This window comes from Stenotrophomonas sp. 220_Sma (assembly GCF_056487375.1).
Map to the genome: position 1 here is coordinate 2960660 of NZ_CM151348.1, position 15953 is coordinate 2976612.

The 15953-nt window shown below is 65.7% G+C and carries 16 protein-coding genes; 3 read left to right on the top strand and 13 right to left on the bottom strand.

The annotated features are described in order from the left end of the window. Positions 1–16: 16 nt before the first annotated feature. The gene (locus ACZLIB_RS13870) at positions 17–673 is read right to left on the bottom strand and encodes a decarboxylase (RefSeq protein ID WP_478467920.1); all 657 of its coding nucleotides are present in this window, start codon (positions 671–673) and stop codon (positions 17–19) included. 171 nt (positions 674–844) lie between these two features. Between ACZLIB_RS13870 and ACZLIB_RS13875 the strand changes: the two genes are divergently transcribed. Then, positions 845–1141, top strand: coding sequence for a hypothetical protein (locus ACZLIB_RS13875; RefSeq protein WP_005413768.1), 297 nt, complete (start codon positions 845–847; stop codon positions 1139–1141). Positions 1142–1236: 95 nt separating this feature from the next. Here the strand turns inward: ACZLIB_RS13875 and ACZLIB_RS13880 are convergent, their stop codons facing one another. The 6 genes from ACZLIB_RS13880 to lldP form a co-directional block, all read right to left on the bottom strand. Next, positions 1237–2121 carry a hypothetical protein gene (locus tag ACZLIB_RS13880; protein WP_478467922.1) on the bottom strand — a complete coding sequence of 295 codons (885 nt, stop codon included), beginning with the start codon at positions 2119–2121 and terminating at the stop codon, positions 1237–1239. 117 nt (positions 2122–2238) lie between these two features. Beyond that, positions 2239–2847, bottom strand: coding sequence for an SMI1/KNR4 family protein (locus ACZLIB_RS13885; RefSeq protein ID WP_478467923.1), 609 nt, complete (start codon positions 2845–2847; stop codon positions 2239–2241). Positions 2848–2939: 92 nt separating this feature from the next. Next, on the bottom strand, positions 2940–4646 hold the full coding sequence (gene dld, locus ACZLIB_RS13890) for a D-lactate dehydrogenase (RefSeq protein ID WP_478467924.1): 1707 nt from the start codon (positions 4644–4646) through the stop codon (positions 2940–2942). After that, positions 4643–5782 (bottom strand): FMN-dependent L-lactate dehydrogenase LldD, encoded by a 1140-nt coding sequence (lldD, locus tag ACZLIB_RS13895; protein WP_014037557.1) that lies wholly within the window; start codon positions 5780–5782, stop codon positions 4643–4645. The genes dld and lldD overlap by 4 nt, the downstream gene beginning before the upstream one ends. 4 nt (positions 5783–5786) lie before the next feature. After that, complete coding sequence (gene lldR / locus ACZLIB_RS13900; RefSeq protein ID WP_478467925.1) at positions 5787–6551, bottom strand: transcriptional regulator LldR; 765 nt, start codon at positions 6549–6551, stop codon at positions 5787–5789. Between the two features lie 53 nt (positions 6552–6604). Further along, complete coding sequence (lldP, locus tag ACZLIB_RS13905; RefSeq protein WP_369353638.1) at positions 6605–8263, bottom strand: L-lactate permease; 1659 nt, start codon at positions 8261–8263, stop codon at positions 6605–6607. Between the two features lie 238 nt (positions 8264–8501). Here lldP and ACZLIB_RS13910 point away from each other — a divergent pair, with 238 nt between their 5' ends. Then, complete coding sequence (locus ACZLIB_RS13910; protein ID WP_049422813.1) at positions 8502–8894, top strand: hypothetical protein; 393 nt, start codon at positions 8502–8504, stop codon at positions 8892–8894. A 70-nt stretch (positions 8895–8964) separates the two neighbouring features. Here the strand turns inward: ACZLIB_RS13910 and ACZLIB_RS13915 are convergent, their stop codons facing one another. The 3 genes from ACZLIB_RS13915 to ACZLIB_RS13925 form a co-directional block, all read right to left on the bottom strand. Then, positions 8965–9414 (bottom strand): MgtC/SapB family protein, encoded by a 450-nt coding sequence (locus tag ACZLIB_RS13915; RefSeq protein ID WP_049422814.1) that lies wholly within the window; start codon positions 9412–9414, stop codon positions 8965–8967. 159 nt (positions 9415–9573) lie between these two features. Continuing rightward, positions 9574–10332, bottom strand: coding sequence for an SDR family NAD(P)-dependent oxidoreductase (locus ACZLIB_RS13920; RefSeq protein WP_049398446.1), 759 nt, complete (start codon positions 10330–10332; stop codon positions 9574–9576). A gap of 95 nt (positions 10333–10427) precedes the next feature. Next, positions 10428–10721: a hypothetical protein gene (locus ACZLIB_RS13925; RefSeq protein ID WP_125894599.1), complete on the bottom strand. Its 294-nt coding sequence runs from the start codon at positions 10719–10721 to the stop codon at positions 10428–10430. A gap of 57 nt (positions 10722–10778) precedes the next feature. Here ACZLIB_RS13925 and ACZLIB_RS13930 point away from each other — a divergent pair, with 57 nt between their 5' ends. Then, positions 10779–11732 carry a helix-turn-helix transcriptional regulator gene (locus ACZLIB_RS13930; RefSeq protein ID WP_049398445.1) on the top strand — a complete coding sequence of 318 codons (954 nt, stop codon included), beginning with the start codon at positions 10779–10781 and terminating at the stop codon, positions 11730–11732. Between the two features lie 325 nt (positions 11733–12057). Here ACZLIB_RS13930 and ACZLIB_RS13935 read toward each other — a convergent pair whose 3' ends face one another. From ACZLIB_RS13935 to ACZLIB_RS13945, 3 genes are all read right to left on the bottom strand, one after another. Next, positions 12058–13968, bottom strand: coding sequence for a CocE/NonD family hydrolase (locus ACZLIB_RS13935; RefSeq protein ID WP_478467927.1), 1911 nt, complete (start codon positions 13966–13968; stop codon positions 12058–12060). 219 nt (positions 13969–14187) lie between these two features. Further along, positions 14188–14574 (bottom strand): DUF4440 domain-containing protein, encoded by a 387-nt coding sequence (locus ACZLIB_RS13940; protein ID WP_478467929.1) that lies wholly within the window; start codon positions 14572–14574, stop codon positions 14188–14190. Beyond that, positions 14574–15932 carry an MFS transporter gene (locus ACZLIB_RS13945; RefSeq protein WP_478467931.1) on the bottom strand — a complete coding sequence of 453 codons (1359 nt, stop codon included), beginning with the start codon at positions 15930–15932 and terminating at the stop codon, positions 14574–14576. The genes ACZLIB_RS13940 and ACZLIB_RS13945 overlap by 1 nt, the downstream gene beginning before the upstream one ends. Positions 15933–15953: the final 21 nt, after the last annotated feature.

Here is a 15953-nt window from a genome sequence, read left to right on the forward strand (position 1 = left end):
CAGTGCGAAGCTGCAATCAGTAGGTGCCGAACGGCACTTCAACCACGATCGGGGCGGCACCCTCGCCGGCCTGCAGGCTGTAGCGGTCCAGCGCGCCATCGTCATCGGCGTGCGGCTGGCGCTGGAAATGCAGCGGGTAGCGGCTGTCCCCCAGGCGCACGGCACTGCCGTCGGCCTCCAGCGCGGCACCTTCCGGAATCAGCAGGCCTCCCAGGTCACTGTAGGCGCCAGGCACATCGGCGAAGCTGTAGTCGGCCAGCTCGTCCACCCGCTGCATCGCATAGACGTGCGGCACATAGGGACGTGCGGGGCTGCGGCCATTGCTCAGGTCGGTCACCCAGGCCTGCGGCAGGTGGTACTGCTCGCGCAGCGCGGCCACGCCCAGCGAGGGGCTGGCCACCTGCAGGCAGCACACCGTGCGCTTGCCCTCACGGTCAAGAATGGCGAAACGGTCACCGCGGGTGGCCGCCTGCGGCAGCATGGCGAAGGCCAGGTTACGCTGGGCCGGCGCGTAGCCGGATTCGGTCTGCAGGTTGCGCCAGGCACCGAATACCGGGGTTTCGACCGGCGCGGGTTCCGGATCGGCAGCGGAGGCGGCAAACGCCATGCCCAGCAACGACAACACCAGCGCCGTCATCGTCTTGTCCTTGCCGCGGAAACTGCCTGCCGTCATACCGTATCCAACACCTGCGCCGGAAAGGCCCGGCCTGCCCGCTGGCGTACTGCCAGCCATTGCTCCCACTATGCAATGACCACGCTGTGCCGGCAATGACCGGGGCGCTGACGCCTTTCGCACGCTCGGTGCTATCGTTCCCGCCATCTTCCCCTGCGCAGGAGCGCTCGCATGTCTGCATTCCGTCTGTCCCTGTTGCTGCCGGCCTCCGCCCTGCTGCTGTCAGCCTGCGTCAGCACCCCTGGCCCGGAAGTCAAAGGCAGTGGCCGCTGCGACGCCAGCCAGCTGGGCTGGGCGATCGGCCAGCCGGCCAACGAGCCCAACATCCGCCGCCTGTCCCGCGAGAGCGGTGCCGGCCTGGTCAACCCGATCGGCCCCAGCACCATCACCACCAAGGACATCCGCCAGGACCGCCTGCGCGTGTTCGTGGACAAGGACAACATCATCACGTCCACCCGCTGCGAGTAAGCGCGGCAGCAGGCTTTTGTAGAGTCGAGCCATGCTCGACTGGTTTTCGGATGGGTCGCGCAGAAAACCAGTCGAGCATGGCTCGACTCTACATTTCAGGGTTCGGTATACCCCGCACAATCCGGCAGCGCCTGGTCGGGGTGGAATACCCCATCGCTGAAGCGGAACAGCCGCGTGTAGGTGCACGCCGGGTCCTGCTCGGTGCGCAGATCCTGCTTCTTCAACGGCCCCTTGGCCAGCGAATCCTCGAAGCGCGAAACACCGGCCGGGAACCGGGTCGCCACGGTCTGGTAGCGCAGCACCGGCATGCCCTCGGCGACCGTATCCAGCGCCAGCTTCGCCGAGAAGCCGTATTCGTCATGGCAGGAACCTGCGCGCTGCTTGATGTCCTGTTCGCTGAAACAGGCGCGGATCATCGCATTGCCCAGCCATGGCACGGTCAACACGTCGTCGTCCACCTGGATGTCGTCCTGCAGGTGGCGCACGCGTGCCAGTTGCAGCGTGGACGCGTCGGCACCTCCACCGGAGTACATGGCGCTGAACGTGACGATGCCACCCACCAGCACATTCTGGCGGGCGCGCTGCTGCGGGTCGGTCACCGGTTCATCGCTGCCCACGCCAGGTGCCAGCCGCACGATCCACGGCCACAGCGACAGCTCGCTTTCCTGCGGCACGTCGATGCTGACGTGGTAGGTGTGTGGCGTGCCCTGGCCCGGTGCCTTCTCAAGCACTTCCAGCACGGTCGGCCGGTCACCATCTTTGGCAACCGGCTGCACGCGCACGCACCAGTTGCCGTCCCGCGTGCACTCGTAGAGCCCCGCCGGCCCCGTCTCATGGGCGATCAGCACCTGCCCCAACGGCTCCATCACGTTGCCCGCAGCGTCACGCTGCTGCGGCAGGATCGAGCCCTGCGCCAGCGCCAGCATCGGGGTGGCCAGCAGTGCAACGCACACGGTCGTGCGGGCAAGGACGGGGGGCATGGATGAGATTCCTGCTCGTGGAATCAAGATGGTAGCGCAGGAATAACGGAACGATCGCGACCAGCCCGGTCAACCGGAACCCAAGCGGCGCACTACCTGTCAGAACGGCGCTCCCAACTACGCCCCTCCAGCAGTACGGAGAATGGCCGGGGGAGCGAAGCCGTCATCAGTTGACGACTCGAAATTCTCACCATCCCAGCTTGCCTGAGTGATCCACTCCACAGCCTTCTCAGCGAAGTCAGCGAAAGTGGGAGCAAGAAGGTACTTGGTGTCTTCATCCGCACCAAAGGCAATCATCTGTCCTTCAGCACCGTCAATATCGGGATCGAAATCCAATCCCATGTGATTGCCGCCACCATCGTGAGTCAGCGGTATCCAACGTGCATTGGTATACATCGGCTTCACCACCCCCGCAGGACTGGACTTCATGAACTCCGCGCAGTCCTCGTTCATGCCGTCGGCCTCGATCTCACGCCAACCCTGCCACTGCCGCCTGATCTCCATGGACGAGAGCATCTGAGTGCCGAACAGAAGCCCGGCCCCATCCTGCCCGTCGTGAATCATCAGCAGCTGCCTGAGCAGATCTGGCAAAGCGACTCCAAGCTGAGCTTCCAGTTCAACCAGCTCGCTTTCGGAAGCTCCCGGTCGCAACTGCACTTCATCCAGACAATTCTTCTCGTGAAGCGACGCTTTGATGGACGCCCATATCTGATCTGCACTCTGCATTGGTTCTGTATCCGTTTCAGCCAAGACCTCAGCCTAGTGCGAGCCCGATCAGTGATGAATGCAACAGATCCGAATTTTCAGAGAGTGCGCCGCTAATGCCCACTACAGTCGCAGCCACCCCACCCCTTCGCCTTCGACGTCTGGCCGATACCCGGGTTGAAGGTATTGCTCGGGTCCAGCTGCCTGTAGAACCCGGCCAATGCAGGCTTGGCCGGGTACAGGTGGCCGACGTTGTGCTCGGCTGGATACTCGGCGCCACGCTGGTCCAGCAACGCCCACATCGCATGCTCGATCGCCATCGGGTCTTCGCCTTTGCGCGCGATGTAGTCCTGGTGGAACACGTGGCACAGGAAGTGGCCGTAATACAGCTTGTGCAGCAGGCGGCCATCGATATCGACCGGCAACTGCTCGAACCAGTCGGCATCATCGCGGCGCAGGGCGATGTCCAGCGCGACGATGTCCTGCACCTGGTCGCGGTGTACCTCGCGGTAGCGCACCGCGGCGCCGGCCACAGCGAAGCGATGCAGGAACGCCTTGCGCCCCTCATCGGCCGTGCAGTGGAAGTAGCCGCCCTCATGGTCGGCGAAGAAGCCGCGCAGCCAGGCCTCGGTTTCCGCGGCGTCCTGCGCGGAGACCTTCAGCAGCAGATGATGCTCGTAGCGCTGGCGGAACTCGCCCATGCGCTTGGGCAGGTGCGAGGGCAGCAGGCCGGTCAGCACCTGCATCACCCGGTCGGTCACCCCGCGCAGGCCCAACCGCTCGAACCAGCCATCGACGCGGCTCTTCAGTGCGAAGGCGGCCGGCACGCGGGCGGTGCCGAGGCGGTCGATCAGCAGGAAACTGTCCTTGCCGTAGCGCTCGCCGATGTCATAGGCATCGCGGTGGATGTATTCGCCGGCAATCGGCAAGCGTTCGAAGCCGGTCAGCAGCTGGCGCCGGATCGCGGTGAGGCTGTCGGTGCGGTTGCTGCCGATGTAGAAGACTTCGGCGGCCTCCTTCTCGAAGGTATCCAGGCGCACCGCGAATACTGCCAGCTTGCCGGCAGACCCCGCTGCCTCGAAGTGGCGGCTGGGGTCGGCATTGAAGCGTGCCGGCGTATCGGCATCGACCCGGCGCACTTCCTCGGCGTAGCGTGGATCGGAGGCGGCGCGGCCATCGCCGTCCCCAACGTCGGCAGCAGCATAGTCGCCAGCCTGCAGGCGCTGCAGGATCTGCTCGGGCGTATCACCCAGCGCGATGCCCAGATGGTTGACCAGCTGCAGCTGGCCCTGCGCATCGACCTGCGCGTACAGTGCCAGTTCGGTATAGGCCGGGCCACGGCGCACCAGCGCGCCGCCGGAGTTGTTGCAGATGCCACCGAGTACCGACGCACCGATGCAGGACGAGCCGATCACCGAATGCGGTTCGCGGCCGAGCGGTGCCAGCGTCTGCTCCAGGCGGTCCAGCGTCGCGCCAGGCAGGCACAGCACCTGGCGGCCCTCGTTCAACAGCTGGATGCCGGTCAGGCGCAGCGTGCTGACCAGCACGATAGGACGCCCATAGTCGTTGCCATCCGGGGTCGAGCCACCGGTCAGGCCGGTGTTGGCCGCCTGCAGGATGATCGCTGCCCCGCCCTGCACCGCCGCCTGCAGCACACGCCACAGCTCCAGCAGCGTCCCCGGGCGCACCACCGCCAGCACCGGGCCGTCGCCGAAACGGTAGCCACGACGAAAACGGCGGGTGGCCTTGTCGCCTGTCAGTACATGGCGGTTGCCGACCGCATCGCGCAACTGCGCCAGCACGGCATCGTAGCCACTCATGGCAGGCTGACCAGCGAATCGCGACCGATGTCGGCGATGCGGCGCGCGCCGGTCAGCGTCATCGCCACGCGCATTTCCTTGGCGATCAGGTCCAGCAGGTTTGCCACGCCGGCCTCGCCCTGCGCGGCCAGCGCGTAGACGAAGGCACGGCCCAGCAGCACGGTGTCGGCGCCCAGCGCCAGCATGCGCACCACGTCCAGGCCGGTGCGGATGCCGGAATCGGCGAGGATCTTCAGGTCGCCCTGCACCGCATCGGCAATCGCCGGCAATGCACGCGCGGTGGACAGCACGCCGTCGAGCTGGCGGCCACCGTGGTTGGAGACCACGATGCCATCGGCGCCGAACTTGACCGCATCGCGCGCGTCATCCGGGTCGAGGATGCCCTTGATCACCATTGGGCCCTTCCAGAACTCGCGGATCCACTCCAGGTCCTTCCACGAAATGGACGGATCGAAGTTGCTGCCCAACCAACCGATGTAATCCTCCAGCCCGGTCGGGTTGCCGCGGTAGGTGGAGATGTTGCCCAGATCATGCGGACGGCCGAACAGGCCGACGTCCCACGCCCAGTGCGGGTGGGTGATGGCCTGGCCGATGCGGCGCAGCGAGGCATTCGGTCCGCTCATGCCGGAGTGAGCATCGCGGTAGCGCGCGCCCGGCACCGGCATGTCCACGGTGAACACCAGGGTGGTCACGCCCGCGGCCTGCGCCCGCTCCAGCGCGTTGCGCATGAAGCCCCGATCGCGCAGCACATACAGCTGGAACCACATCGGCCGCTGGATGGCCGGTGCCACTTCCTCGATCGGGCAGACCGATACGGTGGACAGGGTGAACGGGATGCCTCGGCTGTCGGCCGCGCGCGCCGCCTGTACCTCACCGCGCCGGGCATACATGCCGGTCAGGCCGACCGGCGCCAGCGCCACCGGCATTGCCAGCGTTTCGCCGAACAGCTCGGTTTCCAGGCTCAGGTCGGACATGTTGCGCAGGATGCGCTGGCGCAGCGCGATGTCGGACAGGTCGGAAACGTTGCGCTTCAGCGTGTGCTCGGCATACGCGCCGCCATCGATGTAGTGGAACAGGAACGGCGGCAGCCGGCGTTGCGCTGCGGCACGGTAATCGGTGGAGGCGGAGATGATCATGGGGTCAACCGTGTGGGGAAGGTAGACGCGAGGCCCGCGCACGCCGGGCTTCGTTGTCATCGAGGGTGCGCAGCGTGGTGTGCACGAACTCGAGGTGGGCATGCGCGGCGGCGCGCGCGCGTTCGGGGTCGCCGGCCAGCACCGCGTCCATCATCTCGCGGTGCTGGTCGGACAACGGCGAGAAGGTCCTCGCCGAGGTGTAGAGCTTTTCGCGGCTCTGCGAGATGTTGGTCTGCAGCAGGTCGAACAGGCCGCGCATCACCTGTAGCAGCACCAGGTTGTGCGAGGCCTCGGCGATGGACAGGTGGAAGGCCGCGTCGGCCTCGGCTTCACCGGTGGGGTCATCCTTGCCGTGCGCGTCCATCATGGTCTGGAAGGCCTGCGCGATGCGCGTACGGTCCTCATCGGTGGCGCGCAACGCTGCATGCCAGGCGGTGGCACCTTCCAGCGCGTGGCGGATCTCCAGCACGTCGAAGCGGTATTCCGGGTCGCCCTGGAACAGCGGCAGGTACGGCGCCAGCGGTTCATCCAGCGCCTGCCGCGCGCGCCGCACAGGTTCGGCTATATAGGTGCCGCCACCGACGCGTGCGGTCAGCAGGCCCTGGCTGGCCAGCTGCGCGATGGCTTCGCGCAACGCCGTGCGCGAGACCCCCAGCTGCACCGCCAGGGTGCGCTCGGCCGGCAGCCGGTCACCGGGCTGCAGCTGTTGTTCATGCACCAGACCGCGCAGCTGTGCGGCCACCTTGTCGGAAATGCGTTGCGTGCTCATGGCGCCATTGTGGCCCGAAGCGCGCAGCGGGTGGTCGGCTGACCGTGCATGGCTCAGGGAATCATCCAGGTCAGCCAGTAGGCCTGGGCCAGGGTGATCAGGCCGACCATCGTGGTGAAGATCAGGCTGTGCTTGACCGTGAAACGGAACAGGTCCGATTCCTTGCCGGCCAGGCCGACCGCTGCGCAGGCAATGGCGATCGACTGCGGCGAGATCATCTTGCCGGTGACACCGCCAGTGGTGTTGGCCGCCACCAGCAGCACGTCGGACACGCCGATCTGCTGCGCGGTGGTTGCCTGCAGGGCCGAGAACAAGGCGTTGGATGAAGTATCCGAGCCGGTCAGGAACACGCCCAACCAGCCCAGGAACGGCGAGAAGAACGGGAACGCATCACCGGTGTGCGCCAGTGCAAGCGCCAGCGTCGCCGAAAGGCCCGAGTAATTGGCGATGAAGGCGAAGGCCAGCACCATGCCGATCGAGTAGATCGGCATGCGCAGCTCACGCACGGTCTCACCGAAGGTCTGCAGCGCCGAACGGGCCGGCATGCGCAGCGCGATGATGGCGATCACAGCGGCGAGGATGATCGAGGTGCCGGTGGCCGAGAACCAGTCGAACTTGTAGATCGCCTCGTAGCTGAGCGGTGCATCCACGATCGGCGGCATCTTCTGCACCCTCTGGTCCAGGCCCGGCACCGGGATCTTGAGCACCCAGCTTTCCAGCGGGCCACCCGCCGCGAACAGCGACTTGAACGGCTTGATGCTCCACAGCGTGACCATCGCGGTGAGGATCAGGAACGGCGACCACGCCTTGGCGATCTGGCCAACGCTGTAGCGGGGCGCTTCCAGTGCCTGTGCGGCCGCCTCGGCGCTGGTTTCGGTGTCGAAGCGGAAGATCCGCACCGGCTTCCAGCGGCGCAGGAACAGCGTCAGGCAGACCAGCGAGGCCAGCGACGCGGTGATGTCCGGCAGCTCCGGGCCGATGAAGTTGGAGGTCAGGTACTGCGCGATGGCGAACGAGCCACCGGCCACCAGCACTGCCGGCCAGGTTTCCTTGATGCCGCGCCAGCCATCCATGATCGCCATGATCCAGAACAGCACGATGATCGTAAGGAACGGCAGCTGGCGCCCAGCCATCTGGCCGATCTCGAAGGCATCCAGACCGGTGACCTGCCCGGCCACGATGATCGGAATGCCCATCGCACCAAAGGCGACCGGCGCGGTGTTGACGATCAGGCACAGGCCGGCGGCATACAGCGGTTTGAAGCCCAACCCGACCAGCAGTGCCGCGGTGATCGCCACCGGTGCACCAAAACCGGCTGCACCCTCCAGGAAGGCACCGAAGGCGAAGCCGACCATCAGCATCTGCAGGCGCTGGTCCTCGGTGACCGACAGGATCGAGGCGCGGATGATGTCGAACTGCCCGGTCTTGACCGAGACTTTGTAGAGGAATACCGCGCCGATGATGATCCAGGCGATCGGCCACAGGCCGTAGACGAAGCCGAAACCGGCCGCGCCCAGCGCCTGGCTCAGCGGCATGCGGTAGAACAGCAGGGCGACGCCGAGCGCGATGGCCACGGTGATCGTGCCGGCCAGCCAGCCCTTCATGCGCAGCACGGCCAGGGCGACGAAGAAGAACGCGATCGGCAGCAGCGCGATCAGGCTGGACAACCACAGGTTGCCGGCGGGGTCGTACAGGTGTTGCCAGGGCTGCATGAAGACTCTCGACTGGGGACGGGTTCAACACCGCAGGGGTGGGCGGTCATGGGCTCCAGCATTATTGGTCGTACCAATAATGGATTTATGGAGCCACTGGACGCAGATTGAACCGCTGATTGCGCGAAGAGCCTATTAGACCATAGGGCTAGAATCAATTATTGGTACGACCATTAAGACGGTTGAGACAGTGGCGCGCATCCACCACACTGGATCCTGCCCCATCTCTGGTACACGAATGACACTCGCCCCCACCCGCGACCTGCAGTCCATGCAGCAACAGGCAGCTGACTGCCTGGCCGGCTACGCTGAAGCGAACCTTCTCAATCATGCAGGCTTGGATGCGCTCATCGCCCACCTGCGCGCATATCCGGATTCGGGCGAACCCATGGCCCTGCCAGACTGGGATCAGGCAGGCTCAGAGCTTCAGATCGCGGGTCGAGGCGATCCATTGCCGCCATCTCTGTTGGGGCAGATCGCCACAGACAAGCACGAGGAGTTGAATGACCTGATCTGTTCCTGCGTTGAAGTGGGAATCGCAGATCTGTACGGCGCTACGACGGATGTTCCTGACCAGATGCTGGCCAGAGCACTGGCCATCCTGCAGCGCAACACTTCGCAGCAGACCTGACTGCTTCAACTCCGCCTTGGAATCACGATCAGATCCCCCGAAGGGACTCTGATCCCACTCCCTCAACCCCTTAGATCTTCTTCTCCAACCGCCGCATCACCGCCAGCACCAGCACGCACAGCACGCTCACGCCGATGGCGATCACGTACTTGCTGATCCCCACCGCAATCCCGATGGCCGCCGCCATGATCAGCGAGCTGGCCGTGGTCAGGCCGCTGACCTGGTCCTCGCGTGACCCACGCAGGATGGTGCCAGCGGCAACAAAGCCGACACAGGCCACCACCGCTTCGATCAGGCGCACCGGATCAACCTGCAGCAGGTCGCGGTAGCGCTCCTGCTGGAAATGCTCGGCCACCGAGTCGCCAAGGCCGACGATCAACGCGGCGGCCCCTGCGATCAGCATGTGCGTACGCAGGCCAGCGGCGTGCTTGCCCATCTCGCGCTCGACACCGAGCACGCCGCCGAACAGCATCGCTGCGGCCACGCGCAGCAGGATCGAGACATCCTGGGTGAGTTCCATGGGCAGGCTCCGGGCGTTTCCCGGAGCGTTGCTCGGCAGCCGTGGGATGGCGGTGAAGACGATGGCACGCCCTCTTCACCGCATGCTTCACCGCATGCGCTCATCCACGCATGGCCTGGATCTACTGGCCATCGCCATGCGTAACCTTCACGCACTCGATCATTGCGCCAGGTAACCACCATCGATCGCATAGTATGTGCCGGTCGCGAACGAGGCGTCGTCGCTGGCCAGCCAGGCAACCAGCGCCGCCACTTCCTCGGCCGTGCCCAGCCGCTTCAACGCGTGGCGGCCTTCCAGCGTGGCGCGCACCTTGGGGTCCATCTTCTCCAGCAGTGGTGTGCTGATGAAGCCCGGGCCGACCGCGTTGACACGGATGCCGTCGGCCGCATGCTCCCAGGCGGCGGTCTGGGTCAGCCCGACCACGCCGTGCTTGGCCGCCACGTACGCGGTGGAACCGGCATAGCCCACCTGGCCCAGGATCGAGGCCATGTTGATGATGCTGCCACCGGTTCCGGCCGTGCGCATCGCCTGGATCTGCGCACGCTGGCACAGGAACACACTGGTGAGGTTGACGTCGATTACCCGCTGCCAGCCATCGATCGGATAGTCACCGCTGCTTGCGGCCGGCCCGCCGATACCGGCGTTGTTGACTGCCACATGCAGGCCGTCGAGTTCCTTGATCGTGCGCTGCACCGCCGCCTCCACGGCCGCGTCGTCTGTAACGTCCAGCGCAATGCCGATGGCCTGTGCACCGGCACTGCGCAGCTGCGTCACGGTGGCATCGACTGCATCCTGCTTCAGGTCCCAGACCGAAATACGGGCACCGGATGCGGCCAGCGTCTGCGCCACGGCCAGGCCGATACCGGACACGCCGCCGGTCACGATCGCGGTCTTGCCGGTGAGCTGGTAGTCAATCATCTGCGTTCTCCATCAGTGGGGGTATCGATGTGACCTGCAATGGCCAACCGCCCCACCCTACGCGCCCGCTCGTGATGGCCCGGCCGACATCGCGTCTACGGGTGATCGTTCCAGCCATGAAACCTCAACTCAAGTTGATGTATGGAATTGCGTACGGATATGCATGCAAAACGCTGGCGTATGTTCGGCGGCATTTTCACTTTGGCCGTAATCGTCAATCGTTTTGACCATATTGAAATCAAAAGCGCGCGAATCAAGGCGACAATGGGAAACGTTTCCAGTTTCTTCGACACATTCCATTCAACCTGGTGTTCCCCCACCATCCAGCGTGCCCACGCCCCTGCTTCCCAGCATGTCTGCACGGGTAACGACGGGATCTGCATCTGCATTGCAGAACGCGTGGGCGAGGTAATGCCAGCGTCCACCTCCAAAGCACGTGCCGAGCGATGTCCCGATATTTCACTTTTGCTGATTACCGCCGCTTCGGCCACCGCCATGGCTTCGATTACCGCGCCGACCCGGAACACCTGCGTGACGACCAGTGGGCCGGCCATGGCGAGGTCAACGAGCAGTTCCTGCGCGGCGGCATGAGCCTGATCGCCTCCGACGTCCATAATCGCTTCCCTTATGTCGCCACCGCCCAGCAGAGTCCCGGCCTGGCCATCCGCGTGATGCTGCAGGGCCAGGTCGATGTGCGCATTCCGCGACGTGGTGGTTTCACCCTGCGTGCTGGTACGGCGATGACCGCGCACCACCGCGAACAGGTTGAGATGACGGGTGCGCATCCTGGCGAAACGCGCATGCGCGGCGTCAGCGTGATGGTGCCCGGCCAGATCGATCCGGACCTGTTCCAGCTGCCACAGTTGGAGACCGCGCTCAACACCCACCTGGAATGCCGCCACTGGGCCATTCCGCATACCCTGCTGCCGGTGCTGGGCCAGCTGTTCGAAAGCCCATGGGAGGACGGCATCGACGCGTTGTGGCGCGAAGGCGTCGCACTGCAGCTGCTGGCTGTTGGGCTGAAGGCCGAGGATCTGCAGACCGACCATGTACGAACGCTGCGGGCTGGCCAGCGCGAGCGCCTGGAGCGCGTGCGTGCCTACCTGCATGACGATCCCAGCCACGCGCATAGTCTGATCGAACTGGCCCAGTTGGCCTGCATGAGCCCAAGTTCGCTGCGCCGTCATTTCGCCCAGCAGTACGGCTGCTCGGTGTTCGACTACCTGCACGAACAACGCATGCGCCACGCCGAGCAGGGCCTGCGCGAAGACGGCTGGACTGTCGAGCAGGCTGCGGCCGCCAGTGGTTACCGCCACCCCAGCAACTTCGCGGCTGCATTCCGTAAGCGTTTCGGCCTGGTACCCAGCCGCTGGCGCACCGGACCATCGAAAGTGGGCTGAAGGCCTCGGTAGGTGTCGACCTTGGTCGACACGCTTTGGCACCATCGCGGATGCCGGCCAGCGGCCGGCACAACCGCGGCCGCCTGAATCGACCTGCCATGGCTCCGCTCTGGTAGGTGTCGACCTTGGTCGACACGCTCTCACACCATCGCGGATGCCGGCCAGCGGCCGGCACAACCGCGGCCGCCTGAATCGACCTGCCATGGCTCCGCTCTGGTAGGTGTCGACCTTGGTCGACACGCTTTCACGCCATCGCGGATGCCGGCCAGCGGCCGGCACGACCGCGCACCGCCGGGTATCGCGCACCCGGCGCACCCCATCAACCTCAATACACCGGCAGATCGATGTAACTGGCCTGCGCCGCGCTGTGCCAGACCCGCTGCGTGGCCTTCTGGTAATCGTCGGGCTTGGCCAGGTAGACGTTCGGCACGTAGGTCTGCGGGTTGCGGTCATACAGCGGGAACAGACTGGACTGCACCTGCACCATCACCCGGTGCCCCTTCTGGAAGGTGTGGTTGGCATTGGGCAGGTCGAAGCGGTACGGCAGCACCTCGTTGGCGGCCAGCGGCTTCGGATCGCTGAAGCTCTCGCGATAGCGACCACGGAAGATCGCCAGCGACACCGGCAGCTCGTAACCGCCCATCTCCGGCGTCGACGCTTCCTGGTCCGGATACACGTCGATCAGCTTCACCACCCAGTCGCTGTCGGTGCCACTGGTCGACGCCTGCAGGTGCACCACCGGTGCGCCGCCGATGCGCAGCGGCGCGGCCAGCGGTTCGGTGATGAAGGTCAGCACGTCCGGGCGGCCATCAACGAAACGCTGGTCCTTGACCAGCCAGGTGGTCCACATGTCTCGGTCGCCGAAGCGGACCGGGCGCGGCACGAACGGCACCGGCTTGGCCGGGTCGGACACGTACTCCTCGAAGTCACCCTCGTCCGCCGCCGGCGCCTGGAACGCCAGCTTGCCGCCGGCACGCAGGTACAGCGGCTTGCTGCTGGCGGTACAGCCCTTGTCGCAGCTGCGAGGCCAACCCTTCAGGCGATCCCAGTGGTTCTCGCCGGTGTTGTAGATCAGCACCGGCGGCGTGTCCGCCTTCGGCGCACCGTCCACCAGGTACTGGTCGAAGAACGGCTTGAGCACGTCACGGCGGAACTGCAGTGCGGTATCACCATCGAACTTCAGCGCGCCCAGCTCGCTGCCACTGTAGTTCACCTGGCTGTGCCGCCACGGCCCCATCACCAGGTAGTTGCGGTTGTTGCCACTGTCGTGCCCTTCCATTGCCTGGTAGGCGTGGTTGGCACCCCACATGTCCTCCTGGTCCCACAGGCCCTGCAGCCACATGGTCGGCACCTTCAACGGTGTTTTCGCCATTACCGCGTCCAGCGCCTGGCCCTGCCAGAAGCCGTCATAGGCCGGGTGCTCCACCAGTTTCTTCCACCAGGTCAGCTGGTCCACGCCGGTGAAACGCGCGTAGTCGCCAGCCGAACCGATACGCAGGAAGGTGCTGTAGTCATCGTAGCCGAGGCTGGGCAGCGGCGTGCCCTTGCCGCGCTTCTCGGTCTGCATCGCGAAGTAGTTGAAATTGACCTGGCGGAACGCGCCGTAGTTGAGCCAGTCGTCGCCCATCCAGCCATCCACCATCGGGCTCTGCGGCGCGGCCACCTTCAGCGCCGGGTGCGGGTCGGTCAGCGCCATCACCACGGTGAAGCCCTCGTACGACGAGCCGAGCATACCGACCTTGCCGTTGCTCTCCGGCACGTTCTTCACCAGCCAGTCGATGGTGTCCCAGGCGTCGGTGGAGTGGTCCACCTTGGTGTTGTTCAACGGCCCGCGCAGCGGCCGGGTCATCACGTAATCGCCCTCGGAGCCGTACTTGCCGCGGATGTCCTGGAATACGCGGATGTAACCGCCATCGACAAATACCTCGTCGCCCTGCGGCAGCAGGTCGCGCATGCGCGGCGAATCACTGCGGCTGGCGCGACCGGCAGCATCGTAAGGCGTGCGGGTGAGCAGGATCGGGGCATTGCGCGCACCCTTGGGCACCACGATCACCGTATACAGCTTGGTGCCATCGCGCATCGGCACCATCACCACGCGCTTGTCGTAGTCACGACCGACATCAGGGGCAACGAAGGGCTTGCCGCTGATGTCCGGGGTCATCGGCGGGGTTTCGGCGGCCAGCACTGTGCTGGACAGGCAAAGGGCAATGGCTACAGCGACGGCACGCACACGCATGGACAACCCCTCCCGGCAGGAAAGCCTCAAGCCTACTCCTGCCTTGAGCCGTGAAGTGTGTGCGTGCTTTGCATTCTGCGGTGGATGCAGGCAGGACTGATGGCACATGTGCGACCAGCTGCTGCGCTCGTCGGCAACCGGTAGTGCCGGCCGCTGGCCGGCAACTTCATCCACCTCGGGCACGGTACGCGGTTGCCGGCCAGCGGCCGGCACTACCGATCAGGCTGCCGTTACCTCATGCAGCGCCAGCCAGCGCCAACGCCCCTCTTCCTGCCGCAGCACCGCCAGCGATTCCCGCCATACGGGCTCGCCGCCATCGATCGCATGCCCTTCGCGATAGCGCAGCACCGCCAGCGGTGAAGGCGCTTCCACCGCCTGCACGGCGTCGATGGAAATCTGCAGCCCTGGACGCGCGCCATGACCACCCGCGAACAGTGCCTGCACGGCCTTCCGGTCCAGCCTGCGACCCACGATGCCGACCATGCTGAAGTCCGCGCAGAAATGCGCCATCAGGTCCTCCAGCGCGTCGGTGCCGGCGTCGGCGCGGAACCAGGCCTGCAGCTTGTCGTGCAGGTGGTGGACTTCGTGTTCTGCGGTGGTATCCATCAGGTGTTCTCCGGTTGCGAAAGGGTGAGCAACTGCGGCCGGCGCAGCAACGCCATCGGCAGCAGGGTAAGTAGAGCGGCCAGACCCAGCGCCACGCCGGTGGCGCGGACCGGCAGCCACTGCATGGCCAAGGCCAGCAGCAGCGCGATGGCCGCGGTGCCCAGGCAGAAACTGAGCTGACGGTTGAGGTTCCAGAGTGCGCTTGCATCACCCAGCGCCTCGCCCTCGACCCCATGGAAGGCCAGCGTCTGCGCCGTGCTGCTGCACAGGCTGCCGCCGGCGCCCATCAAGGCAAACAGTAATGCTGCAATGGCAAAAACCGGGTGTGGCAGCAGCGCCATCAACAGCAGGCCGCTGGCCTGCAGAAGCATGCCCGTACGCAGTACCGTGGCTGGTCCGAAGCGAGCCAGCAGGCGCTTGCTGGCCGTGATCGCAATGGCCGAGGCCAGCGCCCACGGCAGCATCAGCGCGCCGATGTGCGCGGCACTATAGCCGGCCTGGTGCAACTGCAGGGTACTGACCAGCTGGCTGCCGATGAACACACCGGGTACGGCCAGATAGATCAGCATCGCCAGGCGCAGCCCGCGATGGGACAGCAGCGACCAGCGCAGCAGGGGCTGCGCCTGCTGCCGTGCATGCCGCAGGTGAGCCGCCGCCAACAGCATTGCGATCAACAGCAGTACGGCACCGGCGGTCCGATGTCCGGGCTCGCCCAGCCAAGTCAACGCCAGCAGCAGCGCGCCCAGCGCCGCCATCGCGGTGGACAGCGCATAGGCCTGCAGGCGTGGCGCACTACGCGCGCCATCGGCCGGCATCCACGCCAGCACCAGTCCAATCGCCACCACGGCCAGCGGCAGGCTGGCCCAGAGCACACCGCGCCAGGACAACCACTGCACCAGCAGCCCACCGAGCGCAGGCGCCAGTGCCGGCACCAGCAGCGCCACCAGCAGGATGCGGCGGGTCAGCGCGCCACGCTGGTCAGGCGTGCACTGTCGGTACGCTGCCGCTTGTGCCACCGGAATCAGCAGGCCACCGGCCAGGCCCTGCAGCAGGCGCCAGCCCAGCAGCCAGCCGATACCCGGTGCTGCGCCGGCCAGCGCAGCGGCAACCGCGAACAGCAGCAACGCCACCAGCAGCAGGCGACGCTCACCGCAGCGTGCGGCCAGCCAGGGCGCCAGCGGAATCACCACGCTCAGGCCCAGCATGTAGGCGGTGCCGACCCAGGCCAGGGTACCGACGTCGGCATGCAGTTCCGCCGCCAGCGCCGGATAGGCCACCGTGGCGATGAACATGTTGACCAGATCCAGGGCGAACACCAGCAGAAAGATCGCCTCATGGCGCAGGCGGGGGGACGGCATCGGCGGCGCTCCAGCGGGGAA